At 66.5% G+C, this 19,788-nt stretch carries 16 protein-coding genes and 1 pseudogene; 9 read left to right on the plus strand and 8 right to left on the minus strand.

The features are described 5' to 3' along the window. The first annotated feature begins 330 nt into the window (after nucleotides 1-330). Nucleotides 331-1,686, plus strand: a complete 1,356-nt coding sequence (locus tag AB0I32_RS07950) for a hypothetical protein (protein ID WP_357504600.1) — start codon at nucleotides 331-333, stop codon at nucleotides 1,684-1,686. A gap of 364 nt (nucleotides 1,687-2,050) precedes the next feature. Here AB0I32_RS07950 and AB0I32_RS07955 read toward each other — a convergent pair whose 3' ends face one another. The 4 genes and pseudogenes from AB0I32_RS07955 to AB0I32_RS07970 all read right to left on the minus strand — a co-directional run bounded on the left by AB0I32_RS07955 (nucleotide 2,051) and on the right by AB0I32_RS07970 (nucleotide 6,901). After that, nucleotides 2,051-2,695, minus strand: a complete 645-nt coding sequence (locus AB0I32_RS07955; RefSeq protein WP_357504602.1) for a hypothetical protein — start codon at nucleotides 2,693-2,695, stop codon at nucleotides 2,051-2,053. A gap of 230 nt (nucleotides 2,696-2,925) precedes the next feature. Beyond that, nucleotides 2,926-4,089, minus strand: coding sequence for a hypothetical protein (locus AB0I32_RS07960; protein WP_357504604.1), 1,164 nt, complete (start codon nucleotides 4,087-4,089; stop codon nucleotides 2,926-2,928). 234 nt (nucleotides 4,090-4,323) lie between these two features. Continuing rightward, nucleotides 4,324-4,539: pseudogene (locus AB0I32_RS07965) on the minus strand (site-specific integrase); the annotation flags it as partial. Nucleotides 4,540-4,873: 334 nt separating this feature from the next. Continuing rightward, nucleotides 4,874-6,901 carry a cytochrome P450 gene (locus AB0I32_RS07970; protein WP_357504606.1) on the minus strand — a complete coding sequence of 676 codons (2,028 nt, stop codon included), beginning with the start codon at nucleotides 6,899-6,901 and terminating at the stop codon, nucleotides 4,874-4,876. 293 nt (nucleotides 6,902-7,194) lie between these two features. Here AB0I32_RS07970 and AB0I32_RS07975 point away from each other — a divergent pair, with 293 nt between their 5' ends. After that, on the plus strand, nucleotides 7,195-7,365 hold the full coding sequence (locus AB0I32_RS07975; protein WP_357504608.1) for a hypothetical protein: 171 nt from the start codon (nucleotides 7,195-7,197) through the stop codon (nucleotides 7,363-7,365). 194 nt (nucleotides 7,366-7,559) lie between these two features. On the opposite strand, the gene AB0I32_RS07980 is transcribed toward AB0I32_RS07975, so the two are convergent. Beyond that, nucleotides 7,560-8,792, minus strand: a complete 1,233-nt coding sequence (locus AB0I32_RS07980) for a cytochrome P450 (protein WP_357504610.1) — start codon at nucleotides 8,790-8,792, stop codon at nucleotides 7,560-7,562. A 69-nt stretch (nucleotides 8,793-8,861) separates the two neighbouring features. Continuing rightward, the gene (locus AB0I32_RS07985; protein ID WP_357504612.1) at nucleotides 8,862-8,996 is read right to left on the minus strand and encodes a hypothetical protein; all 135 of its coding nucleotides are present in this window, start codon (nucleotides 8,994-8,996) and stop codon (nucleotides 8,862-8,864) included. On the opposite strand from AB0I32_RS07985, the gene AB0I32_RS07990 reads away from it, so the two are divergent. From AB0I32_RS07990 to AB0I32_RS08000, 3 genes are all read left to right on the plus strand, one after another. Next, nucleotides 8,995-9,465 carry a squamosa promoter-binding protein 15 gene (locus tag AB0I32_RS07990; RefSeq protein WP_357504614.1) on the plus strand — a complete coding sequence of 157 codons (471 nt, stop codon included), beginning with the start codon at nucleotides 8,995-8,997 and terminating at the stop codon, nucleotides 9,463-9,465. The two genes, AB0I32_RS07985 and AB0I32_RS07990, sit on opposite strands and share 2 nt — an antisense overlap. A gap of 575 nt (nucleotides 9,466-10,040) precedes the next feature. Then, nucleotides 10,041-11,354, plus strand: a complete 1,314-nt coding sequence (locus tag AB0I32_RS07995; protein ID WP_357504616.1) for an endo-1,4-beta-xylanase — start codon at nucleotides 10,041-10,043, stop codon at nucleotides 11,352-11,354. Between the two features lie 556 nt (nucleotides 11,355-11,910). Beyond that, entirely contained in the window at nucleotides 11,911-12,936 is a 1,026-nt protein-coding gene (locus AB0I32_RS08000; RefSeq protein WP_357504618.1) for a glycosyltransferase family 4 protein, read from the plus strand. 529 nt (nucleotides 12,937-13,465) lie between these two features. Here the strand turns inward: AB0I32_RS08000 and AB0I32_RS08005 are convergent. Further along, a complete protein-coding gene (locus tag AB0I32_RS08005) occupies nucleotides 13,466-14,410 on the minus strand; it encodes a phosphotransferase (protein ID WP_357504620.1) in 945 nt (314 codons plus the stop codon). A 256-nt stretch (nucleotides 14,411-14,666) separates the two neighbouring features. Between AB0I32_RS08005 and AB0I32_RS08010 the strand changes: the two genes are divergently transcribed. After that, a complete protein-coding gene (locus AB0I32_RS08010; RefSeq protein ID WP_357504622.1) occupies nucleotides 14,667-15,437 on the plus strand; it encodes a ThuA domain-containing protein in 771 nt (256 codons plus the stop codon). Beyond that, on the plus strand, nucleotides 15,434-16,537 hold the full coding sequence (locus tag AB0I32_RS08015; protein WP_357504625.1) for a Gfo/Idh/MocA family oxidoreductase: 1,104 nt from the start codon (nucleotides 15,434-15,436) through the stop codon (nucleotides 16,535-16,537). The genes AB0I32_RS08010 and AB0I32_RS08015 overlap by 4 nt, the downstream gene beginning before the upstream one ends. A gap of 36 nt (nucleotides 16,538-16,573) precedes the next feature. On the opposite strand, the gene AB0I32_RS08020 is transcribed toward AB0I32_RS08015, so the two are convergent. Beyond that, the gene (locus AB0I32_RS08020; protein WP_357504627.1) at nucleotides 16,574-17,341 is read right to left on the minus strand and encodes an enoyl-CoA hydratase-related protein; all 768 of its coding nucleotides are present in this window, start codon (nucleotides 17,339-17,341) and stop codon (nucleotides 16,574-16,576) included. A gap of 449 nt (nucleotides 17,342-17,790) precedes the next feature. On the opposite strand from AB0I32_RS08020, the gene AB0I32_RS08025 reads away from it, so the two are divergent. Both AB0I32_RS08025 and AB0I32_RS08030 read left to right on the plus strand, forming a co-directional pair. Continuing rightward, nucleotides 17,791-18,957: an acyl-CoA dehydrogenase family protein gene (locus tag AB0I32_RS08025; RefSeq protein WP_357504629.1), complete on the plus strand. Its 1,167-nt coding sequence runs from the start codon at nucleotides 17,791-17,793 to the stop codon at nucleotides 18,955-18,957. A gap of 42 nt (nucleotides 18,958-18,999) precedes the next feature. Beyond that, complete coding sequence (locus AB0I32_RS08030) at nucleotides 19,000-19,779, plus strand: electron transfer flavoprotein subunit beta/FixA family protein (RefSeq protein ID WP_357504631.1); 780 nt, start codon at nucleotides 19,000-19,002, stop codon at nucleotides 19,777-19,779. Nucleotides 19,780-19,788 lie beyond the last annotated feature (9 nt).

The following is a 19,788-nucleotide window of genomic DNA, read 5'->3' on the forward strand; positions in this document are numbered from 1 at the left end:
CCGATGGGCCATAAGGCCTGCCGGGGAAAGATAGCGTACATAGCGGCTCGTCCGTTTTTAACGCTCTGACCCGCATCCGAGCACGGGCCGGAGGTGCAAATTGGCAGGTATGTGTCGAGCCTACGCGGGCCAGGGCAGGGCAGTGAAGGAGACCAGCACCTCGCTGACGTCGGCGAGGCGGGTTACCAACGAGTGGTGGTGGAGGTGCGAGGTGCCCGAAGGCCGTCACAGAGCCCACGGTACCCTCCCGTAATGACGACGTCCCCAGTACCGATACGGCCGGACCTCTGGGCTCACGTCCAACCGGCATTGCGTGCAGTTCGACGAGCCGTGGACGACTTTATCGGCTCGTCCGCCCTAGTTCCGCAGGAGTATGTGCCGAACTATGAGGAAAATGAGGCAGGTTGGCCGTCAGTAGTGAGCCTTGACTATAACCGGAGCGACAAGTGCACCACCACATTGAAGTGGCGCAGCCTGGTTGGCTCAAAGTCCGACGGCAGACCAAAAGTAAGCGTATCGAAGATTGGTGAGGTGCAAGCACTCGTCGACTTTATCGAATCGGATAGCGACCTTGCTCACCGGCTGGCACTGCCATCCGGTGGTTGGGAGGGTAAACCTGACAGGGATCGCATCGAATTTGACGTGGCGATCTTTCTGCGCGAGATACTTGGTCGCGCCCATTCGACTGGCATCCTCGATGTGGCAGAGATGGTCCTAATCTACTGCCGCATTGAACGAAGTCGACTTGCGGAGCACCTGATTGGAGACCTTATTGTCCCACTACCTCTCGTCAAGTTTCCAGAAACTGACGAACTGAAACTCGGCGACGGTGTGAGCATTGTCCGATTAGACGAAGGCACACAGCGTTCGCGCGCACGTTCCACGAGGGACACGCTGAATGCGTTCCTGTCCGCTGCAGCCACGCACGCCGTTCGGATCCAAAGCGTGTCGTACGACAACCCACACTGGCTGCGTCGTATGTTCGGCTTTTGGGGGAACGGCACGGATCTCACACGGGTAGACCTGGCATGTCAAGCGATCGATATAGCCACCGGCGCGCATGTGGGTTACGCAGAGGTCCTGATTCGCCCTCTTGATTGGGCAGAGGAGTGGACCTATGATCTTCCAGCAATTCACGAAGTGGCAACGATTCGTCGTCACCACGAGAAATTAGCCGAACGTGGATGGCATGGTCCCGGCACGACAGTCGAGTCTAGTGCGGCGGCGCGCATACCCACGACCTTTCAGAACCTGTCGTCGTCCAATTTGCGCGTGGCGTTGGCTGCCCGACGCCTCTTCCAGAGTAATCTCAGAACGGACGACGACGACGTGGTCGTGGATTGCTGCATTGGGATTGAGGCGCTTGTCGGCGACGAGCACGACGAACTGACGCACCGTATGGCGCAACGTGCCGCCGTCGTACTCGCAAGGCGCGGACATGACCCACACTCAACATATGCCATTACAAAAAAGGTCTATGGTGAGCGCTCTTCGATTGTCCACGGCGTCGTGCGGAAGTCGAAAAGCTTCAAAGTAAAGGGGCAGGAGTACCACACCAGTTCCACCGCGCGCTGGCTCCTCAGAGAACTTCTGACCTCTGCAACATCGGTATCGCCCGCGTGGACGCCGGCTGCAATTGACCAGCGGATCCTCGCGTCAGCATTGATCCCCGACCCAGAAGGTTAAAGTTCGACTCGTGCGACGGCGCGGTTTCCCTGGACGGCACCGCGACCGTCATCGACCTGTGCGGCGTTCTGGGCTCGATGACATGAGCATTCGCGCGTTCATCGAGCGCGGCCGAGAGCTCATCCCCGACGCGCGCGCGATGTGAGAGGCACTGGGCGCGGTCCCGACAAGCCCGGCCGGCCTGGATCTGGTGAACCCGATTCGCGCCGCCCGCACCGGTGTCGACGTGGGCGCGCTCCTCGACAGCGACGAGTGATCGCAAGGCACGATGCATCCGGCCAGATGGCGAAGGGCCCCGGACCACAGGGTCCGAGGCCCATCTAGTGCCGAGCGTCGTGGCCTACGCAGATTCCTGGTTGCGGCGTCAGCGTCGGCGGTCGATGGTGAGTGGGGGTGGAGGTGCGGCACGCTTAACAGCTTCGGCGACGGCCTTGCCGGCCTTCTCGACCGCTCGCGTAAGGCGGTGCACCGACCCGGGCGGCTCGTCGCGCGTGTGGCGAAGGTCGTCAAGGTTGATCGTGTACTCGTCGGGTGCGATCTCGCCAAATGGTCCGTCCGCCGTGATCCTGGCTGTGTACCGCATCGCGTCGTCTGTGCTCTCGTCTCCGAAGATCGTGAGCGCGCTACCAACCGTCCACCAGAGCTGCGCACCGGGAGCAACGGCGGAGACACCTTGGCGGAGCCGGTCCTGGGCGACCGTTGCCTCGTGGTAAGCATCGTCGGGCAGCGGCGGGTCGAAGGTCACGCGCACGTTCCGTGCGGTCGTCGGGCCGTTGTTGCCAACGATGAGTACGAGCGCGGTTCCCTGGGACGGGTCGCCGCGAATGTCGACCCACACGTTCGGTTCGAGGGTTTGTTGGTGGATCTGGCGCTGTAGGTCGGTCTGTTCTCGTGCAACCGCCGCTTGCTCCCGGGCTGTCTTGACGTTGAGCCAGGAAATCCAGAGCGCGACCCCCGCGAAGAGCGCTGCGGCGGCGCCGACCACCACCGACCAATCCTCAGCTTCCATGGGTCGTAGCGTCCCAGAGCCTGACGATGTCGGGCAGTAGGCGCGACGGCGCCATCGCGTTCGCAGTCGAGTCCAATAAAAGTCCACAAGATGTGCGACCGTTGCCGGAACTGACCGGCGCTGGCCAACGCAGAAACTGCGATACTCCAACGATTCCAACGTGGCCAGCACCGGCCGTCCCCCAGGTCCGACTTCGAGCTCTGCTACGACACCTGGTCAGCGTGCGAAGGTCAGCGGAAATGGGCGTCGGCACGTGGCCAAGGGCTGAGGTAGGCCAGCCCAGTCATGATCTCTTGAGCGCTTCTGTGGATTGCGACGAGACGCCGGAGCGGATCCGCTGGGTACGGGACGTCTTCTGGCGCAGGCTCCGGGGGCAACGGGGTGGACGTGCCAGCGTCCCGCTGCACTCGAAAGCAAGCCTCGTTATGAGACTTCCACGTGTCGTACCTGTGGGGATGCGTTCCGAGGAACCAGAAGTGGGACGTCGCTAACTGCGCAGCGTTGAGCACCTGCTCAACCTCATCTGCATTCGACAGGCCTGTTACCGGTTGCCCATCGAGTGAACGAAGGAAGTTCCTCATCTCCAGAACACCCAACGTGATCGCGTACAGCAGGACGAGTTCGCTGGTGTAGTGGTCGTACTTCGGCCAGCCGAGGAGAGCGTGCTGCCCGTACGAGTCGCGACGATGGTCCACGACCGGGTGGGCGTACCCGCTGAGGAAACGGTAGTGGGCCGCCAGCCGCCCGGCATCGACGTCGTCTACGAGCTTGTTCTCCTTCAGGTTCTCGATCAAGGAGGACCACGTCAGGTAGTCGTGCCACAGCGCCTGGTTCTCGCTCGCCATCCTCCGAAGCTCGTCCCTGCTGATCGCCCAATCCTCGGCCTGGGCACTCGGCGGTCCCATGGTTGGTCGGTACTGTTCGAGAAGGAAGTAATAGATGCTGATCTGGCGTCTGTTCCCGTCGTGGTCCGGCTCGGAGTACAGACCTTCACGGACGACTCGGACCTCCCCTTTCTTGGTCCGTGTCCATTCCCGGATGTCGGTGGTCCAGCCAGCCTTGGCCGCTCGGGCTTCCTGCCACTCGTTCCACTTCTCCTCGTCCACGCCGCTGTAGCGCTCCACGAGGGTTCGACCCTGGAACATGAGCCAGTCGAGTACGGACTGCTCCAATCCGGTACGCAGCAACGCTAGTGCCGAGTCGTAACGGAGCTTGCTGGCGAGCAGGACCGCAGAGTCGAGATGGATGGCCAGTCCACGGACTCGGTCCGCCATGTCGGTCAAATCCATGTGCTGGACGCCATCCCATCGGATCAACGAGGGAAGGCGGTCCATCAGGTCGTTGAGTGACGTCCAAGCGTTGGCGAGCTCGGAATGCTGGTCATCGATGGTCACGAAGCGATTGTCACGCGAGCCTCCGACACCGCCAGGGACATTCGAGCAACTCGGTGCAGTCCGCAGCCAGTCCGCAGATAGTCCGCAAGAGCCCCACGAAGCGCCGTCGGCCTCCAAGGTTGCCAATGCCCACGAGCCGCAGAATTCCAACGTTCCCGGCCCCTACCGCCGGGTGCCCCGACAGGCCGTAAAGCCTGCCGGGGAAACCCGGCGTACAGACCGGCTCGTCCGCTTTTAAGGCCCTGACCTGCATCGGAGCGTCAGTCGGAGGCTTCCAGGCGCGAGATCACGTTCGCAGTTGCGCCATGGTCGCCTGGCCTGAAGGCCGTGGTGATACCAGTAGGTGTCCAGGGTCTTGCTCGCGTCCTTGTGGCCCAGTCGTCCCTGAACCGCCTTGGCGGACGCGCCGTGGCGGATGCGCGGGCTCGCGTAGTAGTGACGCAGATCGTGGAAGGCGACTGGATGTCCTCGGAGTCGATCGGGGCTAGCGGCAGGTGTCCCAACCGTGGGTAGGTTCGGATCTCAAGAACCACGTCGACCTGGTCCTCTGTGTTGCCGCGATGGACCTGGAGCGTTCGACAGTGCTCGGCGTGCTCCTTGAACGTGAACTTGCCGGCGTCCGGGTCGACGGGTCGCCGTCTCCAGACCGCCAGGACCACGGTCGCCGCGAGTTCCGGTCCAGCACCTCGCTCGGGCCGACCGGAATGCTGACGATCGTCTCGGGCGCGCTTCCCGGGGCCAGCATTGTCGCTGGCCCCGCCGGCCTTTCGCCGACGAGGAGTCGCTACCTCGCGTCGCCAAGGGTGATCCGGCGCCGCAGGGCCTGGGCTAGTGGTGCTTCCCACACGTCGGTGCCCTCCGTCGGATCGGGACCGTCGTGCGGAAGCCGGGCCATCGTCTGCTTGGTGACGCGGATAGCCTCCCGGTCGCGCCGGGCGATGCGCCGGGCCAGGCGCTTGGCCTCGGCCCACACGTTCTCGGTCGGGACGACGGATTGCACGAGCCCGCCCTCCAGCGCCTCCTGGGCGTTGATGGCATCGCCGAGCAGCAGCATCGCGCGGGTCCAGCCGGAACCGATCTCGGCGACCAGGCGGTCCAGCACCTCGCTCGGACCCACCGGGATGCTGACGACCGTCTCGGGCGCGCGAAACCGTGCGTCCCCGGCGGCCACGCGCAGGTCGCTCGCGACCGCCAGCCCGAGCCCTGTTCCGGCGACGGTGCCGTGCAGCGCCGCGACTGTCACCGCCGGGCAGGTGCGCCAGGCGCGCAGCACCTCGTCGCTGAGCTCGACGAGGTGCCGATAGCCGTCGGGGTCGTTGGTGGCGAGCTGGCCGAGCTCGTCCAGGTCGCCGCCTATGCAGAAGTGGCGCCCTTCGGCGCGCAGCACGACGGCGGCGACGTCGTCGGGCAGCGTCGTGAGCACGTCGCCCAGGGCGGTCAGCGTCGCTCGGTCGAGCCGGTTGTCGCCGTCGGGCCGCGTGAGGGTCACCACCAGCACGGCGTCCTCGCGGTTGACCACGACGGGTCCGGCGGCGGACGCGCTCTCACCAGCGGCCACCGCCGCACCAGCACCCACCGCCGCACCAGCACCCGCGGTCGCGGCTGGACGGGGTCGCCGCCGTACCGGCACCGAACGTGTTCCGCGGAAGGCGAGGGTCTCGTCGTAGCCCACTGGCCCGGCGAACTCGAGATCGAACCGCTGCAGCACCTCGGGGAACAGTGTCGTCGCTTCCAGACGGGCCAGCGGCGCGCCGAGGCAGTAGTGCATGCCCACACCGAAGGCGAGGTTGCGGCGGGGCGGGCGCGAGAGGTTCAGGTCGTGCGGCGAGTCGTAGGCGTCGGGGTCGTGGTTGGCCGCGGCGACCACGGCGTGCACGATCTGCCCGGCTGTCACCGGGATACCGCCCGGCAGCTCCGTGTCCTGCGCTGCGTACCGGGTCATGAGCTGTACGGGCGATACGAAGCGGACCAGTTCCTCGACGGCGCCGTGTACGGCTTCCGGGTGCTCGAGCATCCACGTGGCCTGGTCGGGCCGGCGCAGGAGCTGCACCACGCCGTCGGACAGCAGGGACGTCGTCGTCTCGAGGCCCGCCTCGATCATGACGTTGAGCTGGGAGCCGGCCACCGCGCGTACCGCGGGGTCGGTCTCTGTGTCGAGCCACTCTCCCAGCGGGGAGTCCTCCGTGAGCCGGGGTCTGGGCTGGGCTACGAGCTGTTCCCAGTACGCGTTCCACAGCTTGCCCGCGCGGTCGGCCTGCGCCATCCGCGCCTTGCTCGGCGCAAGGTCGTGCACGTTCGAGAGCATGCGGCTCATCTCGCACAGCAGCGGGATGTCCTCGCGCGGCAGCCCGAGAACGATGCAGAGCACCGCCATGGGCAGCCGGTCGCCGACCAAGGCCCCGAAGTCCGCCTCGCCGTCGGCGCGCAGCACCGCATCGAACCGGTCGAGGTACTCGTGGACGGTCTGGACGATCTGCGGTGTGAGGTCAGCGACCGACTGCGGCGAGACGAACGAGCCAAGGCTGCGGCGCAGCCCGGCGTGCCCGGGCGGGTTGGTGCCGAGCGCGGAGTCGTGCAGGAACTTCAGGCCCGGGTGCCGCACCCACGTCGGCTGGCGCGCGGTGCGCCAGGCGGCGTCCACGGTGCGCCAGCCGGATCCGCTGAGCACCTCGTGGCTCGCGCCGTGCGAGGTGACCATCCAGGCTCCCCACGGCATGCGTACCGCCGGGCCCATGGCCCGCAGCTCGTCGTAGACGGCGTGGGGGTCGGCGCGCCCTTCGGGCGTGCTCAGGTGCCGGATCAGCTTGGTCACGTGGCGGCGGGACTCGCGGTCCGAACTGGCTGCGACGGCGTCTGTCGTCTTCCGGGATCTTCCGGTGTAGTCAGGCACTGGGGCTCCTTCTTCAGCCAAGACACCATCTCGTCTGCCGACGGACAACGTTCAACATAACGTGCATACCGGGCAGAACATTCGGCCCTTGCGGGTCGCGGTGTAAACATTGCGTAAAGAATTGATCGTGAGGCAGCCATGTGACGGTGTGGGTAGACTTGTGCGCCGTTGGCGCAACCTGGCAGCCTCGGCAACCGCCTGCCGCGCCGACCCAGGTGTCGAAGACCCCCTGTCGGTTCGTCTCGAACGACACCGTCATCGCCGGGTCGGTCGGCGGAGAGGTACGACGCCTCGGAGAGGCTGCGGTGGACGAGGTCGAGTCCTGGGTGCGCACCGGGACGTTCCGTACGCCGGTGCACCCGGAGACCCTCGTCATCACGGCCTGAGTCCCCCAGCCGCTGGTGCTCGTCCCGAGCATCGGTAGATCGAGTCGCCAACATTCTCGACGAGGCACGCTGGAACCTCGAGTTCATGCTCAAGATGCAGGTCCCCGACGGCGAACCTCGCGCGGGCATGGCGCACGAAGACTTGCGTGAACGGCACGACGCACGTCGATGCCGTCTGACGCTCCAGGGCCAGGTCAGATGCGGGCAGGCGTGCGGGCGGCCTGGCGCTCGGGAGTGAACGTCACCGGCAGCGTGGCCGGGTAGCGCGACCAGGGCGATGGCGCCCACTTCACCACCGGGTCGGTGAGCCTCAGGTCGAGCCGCTCCATGAGGCTCTCCACCGCGATCTTGACCACGAGCCGCCCGGGGCGCTTGGCGGGGCACGCGTGCGGCCCGACGCCGAAGGACAGGTGCGACCGGTTGTTCGCCTCGAAGAGGTCGTCCGCGGTGCGTACCCGGGGGTCGTTGTTCGCGGCGGCCACGCCCATCACTATCGCGTCGCCGGCGCGGATCCGCGCCGTGCCGAGGGTGCAGTCGGTCACGGCGTATCGGGCCGGCAGGTTCGCGACGGGCGGCTCGCTCCACAGCGTCTCGTCCATCGCGTCGTCCAGGCCGCGGCGCACGCCGGTGACGCGGCCGGTGTACCGGGGGTCGGTGAGCATGCGGCGCAGCGTGGCCGCGATCCACGTCACGAGCATCTCGTTGGCCGCGCAGATCGCCACCACCATCGAGTGCACGATCTCCGTGTCGTCCTCGAAACTCGGGTGCTTGATGAAGCTGGCGGTCAGGTTCGGGCTTGGCTCCGCCCGGGTCGCGATGACGTGGTCCATCACGATCTGGTCCATCCGGACCAGGGCTGACACGGGATCGCCGCCGTGCCCGAAGATCTCGCTCGCGCAGCGCAACAGGTCGACCCCCTGCCGCTCGTCGAACCCGAACATGCCCGACACCGCCAGGAACGACACCGCCGCCGCATACTCGCCCATCAGGTCCGCACTGCCCTTGGCGGCGAACGAGTCGATGAGCCGGGCGCAGACGACGCGGACGAGCGCTGCCGTCCGGACCTCGTCCATGTCGGCGAACGCCTCGTCCACCGGGAGCCGCAGCCGCCGGTGCTCCGCGCCGTCCGAGAAGTACAGGTTCCGCCGTCCGGTCGGGGACAGGATGGCGTGCAGGGTCGACTGCGGTGGTAGCTGCTCTCTCCAGTGCCGTGGGTTCCGGGCGAAGACGCTCTCCGTGCGCATCACCTCCATGACCTCGGCGTGCCCCAGCACGAGCCAGCCCGGTACGCCTGGCTCCAGGTCCACGGGGGCCACCGGCCCCCACTGGTCCTGCAGCTTGCGCAGTGCCGCAGTCATGTCCTCTGCACCGGTCAGGTCCACCAGCGCGACCCGGCCCCCGCTCCGCTGCGGTTCCAGGTCAGGCATGCCCCTCCACCCGTCGACATTCATCTAAATTATCCATCGAAATCTGGGGCGACCTGCGTAGACGCCCGATCAGGCGTTTCTATCACGGGCAGCAGAGAACACGAAACACGCGGCGTTCTTCCCCACGGCGGCCAGGTCCGGGCTCATCGCCGTCGCGAACGCCAGCACCCGGAGCGCCTCTCGCGAGACCCACGCTCTGCTCATGACCGCTCAGGGCCAACTCGACCCCATCCTGTGGTGGCCTGCTGTCCGCTCCGGTAGAACGATCGCTATGAGCTGGGTGGCGAACGTCACGATCTCGGTCGACATGGACGACAACGAGAACGCGGAGGTGCTGAGCGAGTGGCTGCGGACGGAAGCTCCCCTCCGGTCGAGTCCTGAGCGTCGCGGAGTGGGGTACTTGAGGTTGCTCACTAGCGCGGAGGACAGCCAATGGGGCGAGTGGAAGGCGCCCGAGTGCGAGGTGTGGGCGGGTGCCTTGAACCATGCTGACCTCGATGCTCTCCGACAGCGATTCTTCGAGACGCCGTGGCGCGAGCCGAACGAGGCACAACTGTTCGTGATGGACCAGGAAGAGGGCTTCTTCCGGCTGTGGATGATCCGCGGCGACGAGCTTCGGCAGTTCGCGCCCCTCGTACCGAGCGAGGACGACGAGGTCTTCTATCGGGAGTGAAGAGCCAAGCACAAGGCCGTTCACACTCGGACGGCGGCGAGCCTGCACGCGGTCCGATAAGAGCCGCTCGGTACACATCGGGTACACATGACCGCCGTCTGAGGCCATCCGACGCCACCTCCACCAACGCGCCCCGGACCCGGCAGAACAGCGAAGTTCCAACGATCTCGCGGTGCCCAACCCACTTGTCGGACACCGCGAGACATACCCGTACACCCTCCAGGAGAACCCGGCGTACAGGCCAGTTCGTCCGCTTTTAACCCTCTGACCTGCATCGGAGTGCTGGCCGAAGGCGGCCGGTACAGATGTGGGTACACATGTCTGTGTGCCCCTGGAACGCGACGCGGCGCTCCGGCTCAGATCATTCTGCGGGCCTACTAATCGTTTAAGTTCTTGCCGGGGTGCCGGGGTGCAAAGTTATGTGATGTCACACGACCGGAGTCTCGGTTCGGTCCCCACCTGTCGAAGACGCCAGGTGTCGTAGAAGAGGAGTTGCGATGAGGACTACATCAAGACCTGGCCGTCGTGCCTTGGTGGGTGCGGCGTTGTGCGTCGCATCGGTGGTTGCCGGTTTGATGGCTGCCGCGCCGGCGCAGGCCGCGGAGAGCACGTTGGGCGCCGCGGCTGCGCAGAGCGGGCGGTACTTCGGTGCGGCGGTGCCGGCTGGGCGGTTGAGCGAGTCGGCGTACACCACGATCTTGAATCGTGAGTTCAACATGATCACGGCCGAGAACGAGATGAAGATGGACGCGACCGAGCCGTCGCAGAACCAGTTCAACTTCTCACGGGGCGACCAGATCGCGAACTGGGCGATCCAGAACGGCAAGCAGGTGCGCGGCCACACTCTCGCGTGGCACGCCCAGCAGCCGGGCTGGATGCAGCGCATGGAGGGCAGCGCGCTGCGCAACGCGCTGCTCAACCACATCACGCAGGTCGCCACCCACTACCGCGGCAAGATTCACTCGTGGGACGTCGTCAACGAGGCGTTCGCCGACGGCGGTTCGGGTGGCCGGCGGGACTCGAACCTCCAGCGCACGGGGAACGACTGGATCGAGGCGGCGTTCAGGGCCGCGCGGGCGGCCGACCCGGGCGCCAAGCTCTGCTACAACGACTACAACACCGACGGGATCAACGCGAAGTCGACCGGGATCTACAACATGGTCAGGGACTTCAAGGCCCGTGGGGTGCCGATCGACTGTGTCGGGTTCCAGTCGCACCTAGGGACCTCGCTCTCCAGCGACTACCAGGCCAACCTGCAGCGGTTCGCGGACCTGGGCGTCGACGTGCAGATCACCGAGCTGGACGTGGAGCAGGGCAACAACCAGGCCAACATCTACGCGGCGGTGACCAGGGCGTGCCTGGCGGTCTCGCGGTGCACCGGCATCACGGTGTGGGGTGTGCGCGACGACACCTCCTGGCGCACGGACAACCCCCTGCTCTTCGACCGCTCGGGCAACAAGAAGCCCGCCTACTACGCCGTCCTCGACGCGCTCAACGGCGTCTCCTCGGGCAGCACGTTCCGGCTGCGGAGCGAGTCTTCGGGCCGGTGCCTCGACGTGCCGAACGGCACCACCACCAACGGCACGGGCCTGCAGATCTGGGACTGCCATAACAACTCCAACCAGCAGATCACCCAGAACGGCCAGACGCTGCGGATGCTGGGCAAGTGCCTGGACGTCCCTGCGGACGCCGCGAACGGCACCCCGGTCCGGCTGTGGGACTGCAACGGGGGCAACAATCAGCAGTGGACGTCCACCGGCAGCTCGATCAGCAGCGTTCGGTTCCCGTCGCTGTGCCTCGACGTGAACGGCGCGGCCACAGCGAATGGCACGACCGTGATCCTGTGGTCGTGCCACTCCAACGCGAACCAGCGGTGGAGCCGGGTTTGACCGGCAGCCGCTGAGCCGCGGGGGCTGGTTGGACGGGCGCCCGTCCGACCAGCCGCCCACGGACCGGTTCGCGGAGGTTCCGTGACGTCAGAGCTGCTTCGCCTTGTCACGATCTCCGTACGAGTCCGCGCACAGTCCGCAAGAGCTCCACGAGCTGCCGACGGCGTGTCCAACCATGCCGCCGCGTGGCTAGGTAGCTTCCAGTCCGTCGGGCTGAAGCCGATGGGGATCGATCTCGAAGATCTGACATATGCGCTCGGGTCGAATGGTTCCGGCAAGACTGCTGCCTCGCAGGCATTGTCACGGTTGTTCAGGCCCGCTGGCGCTGACCCGATTTCTCGCAACCGAGGCGGATTCTTCGCATCTGAGACGGAGAGCTGACCGGCCGTAAGCTGAGAGGAATGCTCCCGTGATCGTCGAGATGCCGTCGGTCGAAACGCCACCGTTGGCACGTCAGTACTTTGCGGTTTCTGCGGGCCCTGGTTACGCTCCGCCAGGCGCCGAGCCGCTGGCGCCCGATGAATTCTGCTGAACTCTGAGGCGGTAGACTAAGGCAATGAAGAAAGTTCGCGTGAACATGGCCTCAGAGAGCGACATCTCCGTACAGGGTCACGGGGTTCATACTGCTTATGTCGAGATGGCTGATGCGCTGGAGAAGCGTGACGACGTAGCTCTGACCCGCAGTACCTTTGGGCAGGCGCTTGATGTCGACATTGTTCATCTGCACACCATAGGGCCACGCACTTGGCGCAAGTTATTCCAGCCTGGTGCAAAGAAAGTAGTATCAGCTCACGTGGTGCCGGCTTCGCTTGTCGGATCGCTGGTGGGGGCAAAGTACTGGCTCCCTGTCGCCCGCTGGTACATGCGATGGTTCTACAATCGTGCCGATAAGGTGCTGGCGGTTTCGGCGACGGTAGCGCGGACTCTGCACGATGAACTGCGTGTTCCGAAGGAAAAGATTGGCGTATTTTATAACACGATCGACATGAGCCGTTATGCTCACGTGCCCACGGACAAGACGGCCGCGCGCGAGGGGCTACGTATTGCACTGGACGATTTCGTTGTACTGGGCAATGGCCAGGTGCAACCGCGAAAGCGTTTGGACGTGTTTATACGAATGGCCGAAGAGTTTCCTGACATCACGTTTATCTGGGTGGGTGGGATACCGTTCAAGCAGCTGGGCGCCGATTATGCGAGCATGCAGCGCCTGATGCGCAGTGTGCCAACCAATATGGTCATCACCGGAGTTGTGCCCCACGAGAGAGTTCGTGACTATTTGCTGGCCGCAGATGTATTCTGCTTGCCTGCCGAGCAAGAGAACCATCCTATGTGCGTTCTCGAGGCGGCGGGCGCCGGGTTGCCTGTTATTCTTCGCGACATCCCTGAGTATGAAGATACATTCAAAGGTGATGCGCTGCTGTGCAGTGACGAAGGATTTGCAGAAGCAGTGAGAGAATTGCGCGGCGACAAGGCTTTCTATAGATCACAACAGCAATCCACCGCTCGAATCGCCAAACGTTTTGACAGCCAGGAAGCTGCGGCACGACTAGTGAGACTGTATGTTCAGCTGACGGCTCAATAGCAGAGCCCGACGACGTTGTTCATAGGGTTCCTCTATGCTTGCTGAATGCTGGAGGACCTCTCGCTCACCGACTACCAGCGGGACCTGCGGGCAAAGGTTCTGACCGCGGCGACGGTGCCGGCACCCCCTCCGTGGCGTCCGGCCGACTGTCACGTGGTCGCTGTCGGCGGGCTGCTGGGTGTTGGATTCACCCGCGATCCCGACAGCGGTCGCGACCTGTTGTTGGTGGCGTCCACAAGCGGGCTCGGGTTGTTCGACACCGTCACCGGTGAGCGTCTGGCCCGCGACCGTGAGGCTGATGCGGGCTGGCCGGACGACAACGACTTGACGTGCCAGGGGATCGGGCCGGTCGCGCAGCGTCGCGTGCCGATGGCAGGGCTGGCCGGCGGCGGTCTGCACGCCGGCGCCACGGGTTGGTCGGTGGACGTCGCCAGCCCGGACTGGCCGCATGAGCGGGTGCTGTTGTCCACCGGGAGTCCGTACACCGGTGGAGCGCACGGGGAGACCTGGTGGGCGGTTGGCCACGCGGCTAGCGCAGCGCGTTCAATTCGTCGAGGGCACGACGGCCGCGCTCGACCACCCCTGGAACGACGTCGTGCCGCCCGTGACGGACGGGGATCTCAAGCATGTGGAGCACGTGGGCCGCTGTGAGCACCGCCGTCCCGTCCCAGCCGACCAGGTCGAGGATTCTCGTCCACAGCCGCTTTCGGACATCGTCCAGCAGCGGGTCGTCGAAGGAGTACCACACGAGGGTGGTGAGATCGATCGCCCGGGTGCCACTACCTGCGTTCCCGATATCCACGACCGCCACCACCGTTCCGTCACGGACCAGGATGTTGCCGGGGGTCGCGAGATCGGCGTGGACCATGTCAGGTGCGTCTCGTGGTGGTGGGACGTCGGCACACACGAGCCGCAGGCGCTCTACCAGGGCCGACACCGCGGAGGAGTGCCCCGAGAGCCTGGCGATGGACTGGCGGAGCAGCGAATGCTCGGGCGCCTCGTCGAGATCCTGCCCGGCGACAGCCGAATCCCGGCCGGTGGCGACCCGCCAGGCGTACGACCAGTGGTCGTAGGGCTCGGAGGCCTGGCCGGCCTGGAGCTCGATGATCTCCATCAGCTGCTCGACCAGCGACGAGGTCAGCTCCGGCGCGGGAGCCGCGTCGACGAAGTCCATCAGGTGCCATACATGAGTGGCGGTGGCCCCCACTGCGAGCCAGGCCGGGGTGGGATAGCCGCGCCGACGCATGTGCTCGACGATTCTCTGGGCTCGCAACGTCTCGTCCAGGTGGTCGGGATGCGCCCGGGGCACTGCTTTGAGCACTGCCTGTGCCCCTCCGGCCAGCTGGACGCGCGTGGCGCCCCCGTTGGCGCCTCCGGTGAGGCGACCGAGCAGGGTGATCTCTGCCCCGACCGCACCAGCCACGGCGTCCAGGACCTCGGCCGGCAGCTCTTCGGGATGGGTGCCCTCGTTCATCGGCTCGTGGCCGCAACGGCGGGAGCGCAGCACATGCTCAACACCTTACGGTCGTACGCGGCCCTGGCGGGAGGCGGCTTACGGACGCGGCGTCGATTCGGCTCCACGCTCTGCAGGGCTGTGACCGGTAATACCGCTGGTCTTGGCCCGTCCGTGCTGCTTCGATGGGCAGGCCCCGCCGCTACGTCTGGCGGGCAGCCCAGGCACGATCTACCTGGCGCCGTGGGCCGGGTCCAGAAAACTGGAGGAAGCAGACATGCCAAACGCACCCATCCGGGTCCTCGTGTGGGGCGAGAACCGCCACGAGCAGGTCGAGTCGTCCGTCGCCGAGCGCTACCCGGACGGCATGCACGGCGCGATCGCGAAAGGCGTCGGCGAGTGGCTCGGGGACAAGGCCCGCATCGCCACGACCACCCTCGACGAGCCCGAGCACGGGCTGACCTCCGATGTGCTGGACGAGACCGACGTGCTCGTCTGGTGGGGACATGCTGCCCACGGCGACGTCGCCGACGAGGTGGTCGAGCGGGTCCACCGTCATGTCCTGGCCGGCATGGGCCTCATCGTGCTGCACTCCGGACACTGGTCCAAGATCTTCGTGAAGCTCATGGGCACCACCTGCTCGCTGCGCTGGCGCAGCGAGCACGACCGCGAGCTGGTGTGGACCGTGAACCCGCAGCACCCCATCGCCCGCGGCATTCCCAACCCGATCGTCATCCCCGAGCAGGAGATGTACGGCGAGTACTTCGACGTGCCGACCCCCGACGAACTGGTCTTCATCAGCGGCTTCAGCGGCGGCGAGGTCTTTCGCAGCGGCCTGACCTACCGCCGCGGGTTCGGCCGAATCTTCTACTTCAGCCCCGGCGACCAGGACTTTCCCGTCTACCACCACCGCGACGTCAACCACGTGATCGCCAACGGCATCGAATGGGCCCGGCCCGACCGAGAGCGCGAGACGCCGACGCTCCTGCGCTACGACACCGACGACTTCTTCAACGGCCAGGGCTACCGAGGGGCGTTCGAGCGATGACTTTCCGGACCATCGAGACCGAAGGGCCCCTGCGCCTCGTCGTGGTCGGCGCCGGCGGCATGGGCCGGGCCTGGACCCGCACGATCCAGGCGGACCCCGGTACCGAGCTCGTCGGCATCGCCGACCTCTCCGCGGCGGCGGCCGAATCGGCCGCCGCCGAGACCGGCATCCCTGGTCTCGCGGTCGGTGCCGACGCCGTCGAGCTCGCTCGCCGTACCGGCGCGGACGCGATCCTCAACGCCACCATTCCCGAGGCGCACCACTCGGTCACGACCGCCGCGCTGCTGGCCGGGATTCCGGTCCTGGGGGAGAAGCCGGTCGCCGCAAGCGTGGCCGAAGGGCTTTCGCTCGCGGCAGCGGCCGAGTACACCGGGCAGCTGTTCATGGTCAGCCAGTCCCGCCGCTATCACCGGTCGCTCTTCACCGTGAAGCGGCAGGTGGCGGCTCTCGGTGTCGTCGGCGTCGTCGCGGTCGAGTTCTTCAAGGCCCCGCACTTCGGCGGCTTCCGCGACGAGATGGCGAGTCCTCTGCTGCTGGACATGGCGATCCACCAGTTCGACATGGCGCGGTTCCTGCTCGACGCCGACCCCGTCTCGGTCTCCTGCGAGGAGTACAACCCGGCGTGGAGCTGGTACGCCGGCGACGCGGCCGCCACCGCGGTCTTCGCCATGGAGGGCGGAGCCCGCTTCACCTTCAACGGCTCGTGGTGCAGCCCTGGCTTCGAGACCTCCTGGAACGGCGCCTGGCGGATCTCTGCCGAGCGCGGCACCGTGCTCTGGGACGGCGACGGCGAACCCGACAGCGCCCCGGAGACGTCCGTCGCGGACGCCGAGGATCCAGGGCATGAGATCGCGGGATCTCTGCGCGAGTTCGTCGCCGCCCTCCGCTTCGGCACCGAGCCGATGGGGCGTGTGCACGGCAACGTCATGAGTCTCGCCATGGTCGAGGCCGCGATCGAGAGCGCGGCGCAGGGTCGCAGGGTCGCGATCGACGACGTGCTCGAGCGGTCCTACGAGTCTGCGCTCGCGACCGAGCGGAACGCCGAGGTCCTCGGGGTCCTGAAGTCCTGGCCGTCGGTACGGGACGCCTTGAGCAGGTGAGGGCGCGAGTCCGGAGAGGGGCGTCCGTCCTGTCGCTCAGTGTCCTGGAAACGACGGCGGCCGCTTGGCCAGGAACGCCGCAGTGCCCTCGCGCATGTCGCCCGTCGCGAACGTCGTCCGGAAGGCCGCCTTCTCGATATCGAGCGCGTCAGTAGTGGTTCTCCCGACCGAGTCGCCGATCACTGACTTGCACGACGCGACCGCCACCGGTGAGCGAGTGGCGATCTCAGCGAGTGTCGCGGCGGCGGAGTCGAGCATCTCTTCCCGGGTGTCGAACACCCGGTTGACCAGTCCGATCCGTCGCGCCTCCATGGCATCGATCTTCCGGCCCGTGTAGATCAGCTCCTTCGCCCAGCTGGGGCCGACCCGGTGGTGCAGGCGCACGCAGCAGATCACCGCTTCCGCGTCGAACTCGCGGTACGCCTGGTAGGCGAGCGCCAGCAGGTCGGGCTTGCCGGAAGCAGTGGTGTCCCAGATGACCGGATCAGGTTGCACGGCGAGGATCTCGTCGACCAGGTCGTCCCCGTACGTGGCTCGCGGGTCGCGAGTGGACCAGACAAGGCGAGAGGGTGTCTCCCGCGAGAGCAGGTGTGGCAGGCAGGGACCGATACCGCTGCCGGTGGCCACCCACACGACGCGGCGGAACAGCCGCTCGATGTTCCCGACGCCGGCCGTCGGGATGCCCTTGACCCACAGGTGCGACGGGTGGTCGTCGATCAGCGCCCCGTCCAGTCGCCCGCCCGGGAGATGGTGAGCCGGAAACCGGGCGCACCGGGAGACGGCACGTTGGTGAAGGAGTGCCACTCACGCAGCAGGCTACGGCTGACCGTGGTGGACGATCCGGCGAACGGCGTCACGCCGTAGTCGAAACGCACGAGCGCGACATGCGTGGCAGTGCCTGGGGCCTGGCCCGTCGTTTCGGGCCCACGTCAGCGCGGTCGGCATCGCAGATGGAGACGCCGTTTCAGACGTCGGCCCGGCTCAGACCTCGGCGCAGATACCGCCGTCGGCCGCGGGCGCTTGATCTGATACTGGGTCTCAGGCATACTCGCCAGTGCCCGGGTGGCGGCGCGACGCCGACGCATCAGGCCCCTCGACGACGAGCAGGACGGGATCCGCTGTGCGAGCTGACGACACGACGACTGTCCTCACTGCGCGCCCCTGGGTAACGTCGAGGCCGACCGGCCGGAACACGGTATTTCCCCTCCATGCGCCGGGCACCACAGCCGCCCGGCCCAACGAAAGGCGAAGCCATGCAGCGTGACATCTATGACGAGGACCACGAGGCGTTCCGCGAGGTCGTGAAGGAGTTCGTCAAGCGCTACGTCACCCAGGAGAAGGCGCAGCAGTGGGACGCCGACGGTGAGGTCGACCGCGCGACCATGAAGGCAGCGGCCGAGCACGGCATCGTTGGGCTCTCCGTGCCGGAGGAGTTCGGCGGCGCCGGGATGCTGATGGACTACCGCTTCCGCAGCGTGGTCAACGAGGAGCTCATCGGCTGCGGCCACGGCTCGGCGCTGGCCGGGGCCGTGGGTATCCACGACGACCTCGCGGTGCCGTACATCGCCCACTTCGGCACCGACGCCCAGAAGGCGAAGTGGCTCCCGAAGATGGCCACCGCCGAGGTCCTCGGCGCGCTCGCGATGACCGAGCCGGGTGCGGGCAGCGACCTGCGGGCCGCGCGGACCACCGCGAAGAAGGTCGACGGCGGCTACCTGGTCAACGGTGCCAAGACGTTCATCTCCAGCGGCAAGACGGCGGACATCATCGTCACGTTCGTCAAAACCGGTGAGGGCAACCGCCCGGACGCCTTCAGCCTGATCATCCTCGAGGACGGCATGCCCGGCTTCGAGCACGGCAAGAAGCTGCACAAGATGGGCTTCCCCGGCCACGACACGGCCGAGCTGAGCTTCAGCGAAGTCTTCGTACCGGACGAGAACCTCATCGGCGGCGTCGAGGGCCGCGGGTTCGTGCACCTCATGATGAACCTGCCGCTGGAGCGCCTCTCGATCGGTGCTGTCGCCGCCGCGGTGGCCGAGGCCGGCGTGAAGTGGACGATCGACTACACGACGAGCCGTGAGGCGTTCGGCAAGCCGGTCATCGACTTCCAGAACACCCGGTTCCGGCTGGCCGAGATGGCCACCACGGTGGACGTCATGTGGGCGTACGTCGACCGCGCGATGAACCTCTACCGGCAGGGCAAGCTCAGCGCGGACGAGGCCGCGAAGGTCAAGTTCTGGTGCACCGAGCGTGAGTGGGAGATCCTCGACCAGGGTGTCCAGCTGCACGGCGGGTACGGCTACATCCTGGAGTACCCGATCGCGCGTGCCTTCCTCGACGCCCGTGTCCACCGCATCTACGGCGGCACGAACGAGGTCATGCGCGAGATCGTCGCTCGCAGCATCACCGGCCGCAAGTAGTCTCTCCACGTCAGCCGTTCGAGGAAAGAGCAGAGTCCGCCCATGAGGATCGTCGTCCTGGTGAAAGTCGTCCCCGACACCAACGCTGAGCGCACGCTCAGCCTGGAGACGGGTCTCGCCGACCGTGCCACGGCAGCTCTCGTCGCCGACGAGATCGGTGAGCGCGCCCTTGAGGTCGCGCTCACCTACGCCGAGGCGCACGAGGGCACCGACGTGCACGTGCTGGCCGTCGGCCCCGAGGAGTCGACGACGTCGATCCGCAAGTGCCTCGCGATGGGCGCGGCGAGTGCCACGCACGTCGTCGACGGCGGGCTCGTCGGCGCGGACCTCGGGCTGACGGCCGAGGTCATCGCCGCGGCGCTCGGCCGGGTCGGGTACGACCTGGTGCTCGCGGGCAACCAGTCCACGGACGGCATGGGCGGGGTGCTGCCGGTGATGGTGGCCGAGCACCTGGGCCTGCCGAGCCTGACGAACCTCACCGCGGTGACGATCGGGGACGCCGAGGTCAGCGGCACGCGTGTGTCCGAGGACGCGGCGGTGGGCCTGAGCGCGCCGCTGCCGGCCGTCGTGTCGGTGACCGAGGCGCTCCCTGACCCCCGGTTCCCGGGCTTCAAGGGGATCATGGCGGCCAAGAAGAAGCCGGTCGAGGTGCTCTCGCTCTCCGACCTCGGCATCGACGTGGACGACCTGAGCACGTCGCGCTCGATCATGCTCGCGATCGACGCCCGTCCTCCGCGAGGCGGGGGCGTGAAGATCACCGACGACGACGGTGACGCCGCCGTCCGACTGTCGGCCTTCCTGGCCGAGAACCACCTGATCTGAGAAGGGGGA

Source organism: Promicromonospora sp. NPDC050249 (assembly GCF_040656015.1).
Lineage (GTDB): Bacteria > Actinomycetota > Actinomycetes > Actinomycetales > Cellulomonadaceae > Promicromonospora.

Bases quoted from the DNA above. Each gene is read 5' to 3' on its own strand.
- AB0I32_RS07980 (WP_357504610.1), bottom strand. From the start codon at position 8,792: ATGCCTGACCTGGAACCGCAGCGGAGCGGGGGCCGGGTCGCGCTGGTG.
- AB0I32_RS08015 (WP_357504625.1), top strand. From the start codon at position 15,434: ATGACTTTCCGGACCATCGAGACCGAAGGGCCCCTGCGCCTCGTCGTG.
- AB0I32_RS07995 (WP_357504616.1), top strand. From the start codon at position 10,041: ATGGCTGCCGCGCCGGCGCAGGCCGCGGAGAGCACGTTGGGCGCCGCG.
- AB0I32_RS07990 (WP_357504614.1), top strand. From the start codon at position 8,995: ATGACCGCTCAGGGCCAACTCGACCCCATCCTGTGGTGGCCTGCTGTC.
- AB0I32_RS08030 (WP_357504631.1), top strand. From the start codon at position 19,000: ATGAGGATCGTCGTCCTGGTGAAAGTCGTCCCCGACACCAACGCTGAG.
- AB0I32_RS07955 (WP_357504602.1), bottom strand. From the start codon at position 2,695: ATGGAAGCTGAGGATTGGTCGGTGGTGGTCGGCGCCGCCGCAGCGCTC.
- AB0I32_RS08010 (WP_357504622.1), top strand. From the start codon at position 14,667: ATGCCAAACGCACCCATCCGGGTCCTCGTGTGGGGCGAGAACCGCCAC.
- AB0I32_RS08025 (WP_357504629.1), top strand. From the start codon at position 17,791: ATGCAGCGTGACATCTATGACGAGGACCACGAGGCGTTCCGCGAGGTC.
- AB0I32_RS07985 (WP_357504612.1), bottom strand. From the start codon at position 8,996: ATGAGCAGAGCGTGGGTCTCGCGAGAGGCGCTCCGGGTGCTGGCGTTC.
- AB0I32_RS08000 (WP_357504618.1), top strand. From the start codon at position 11,911: ATGAAGAAAGTTCGCGTGAACATGGCCTCAGAGAGCGACATCTCCGTA.
- AB0I32_RS08005 (WP_357504620.1), bottom strand. From the start codon at position 14,410: ATGAACGAGGGCACCCATCCCGAAGAGCTGCCGGCCGAGGTCCTGGAC.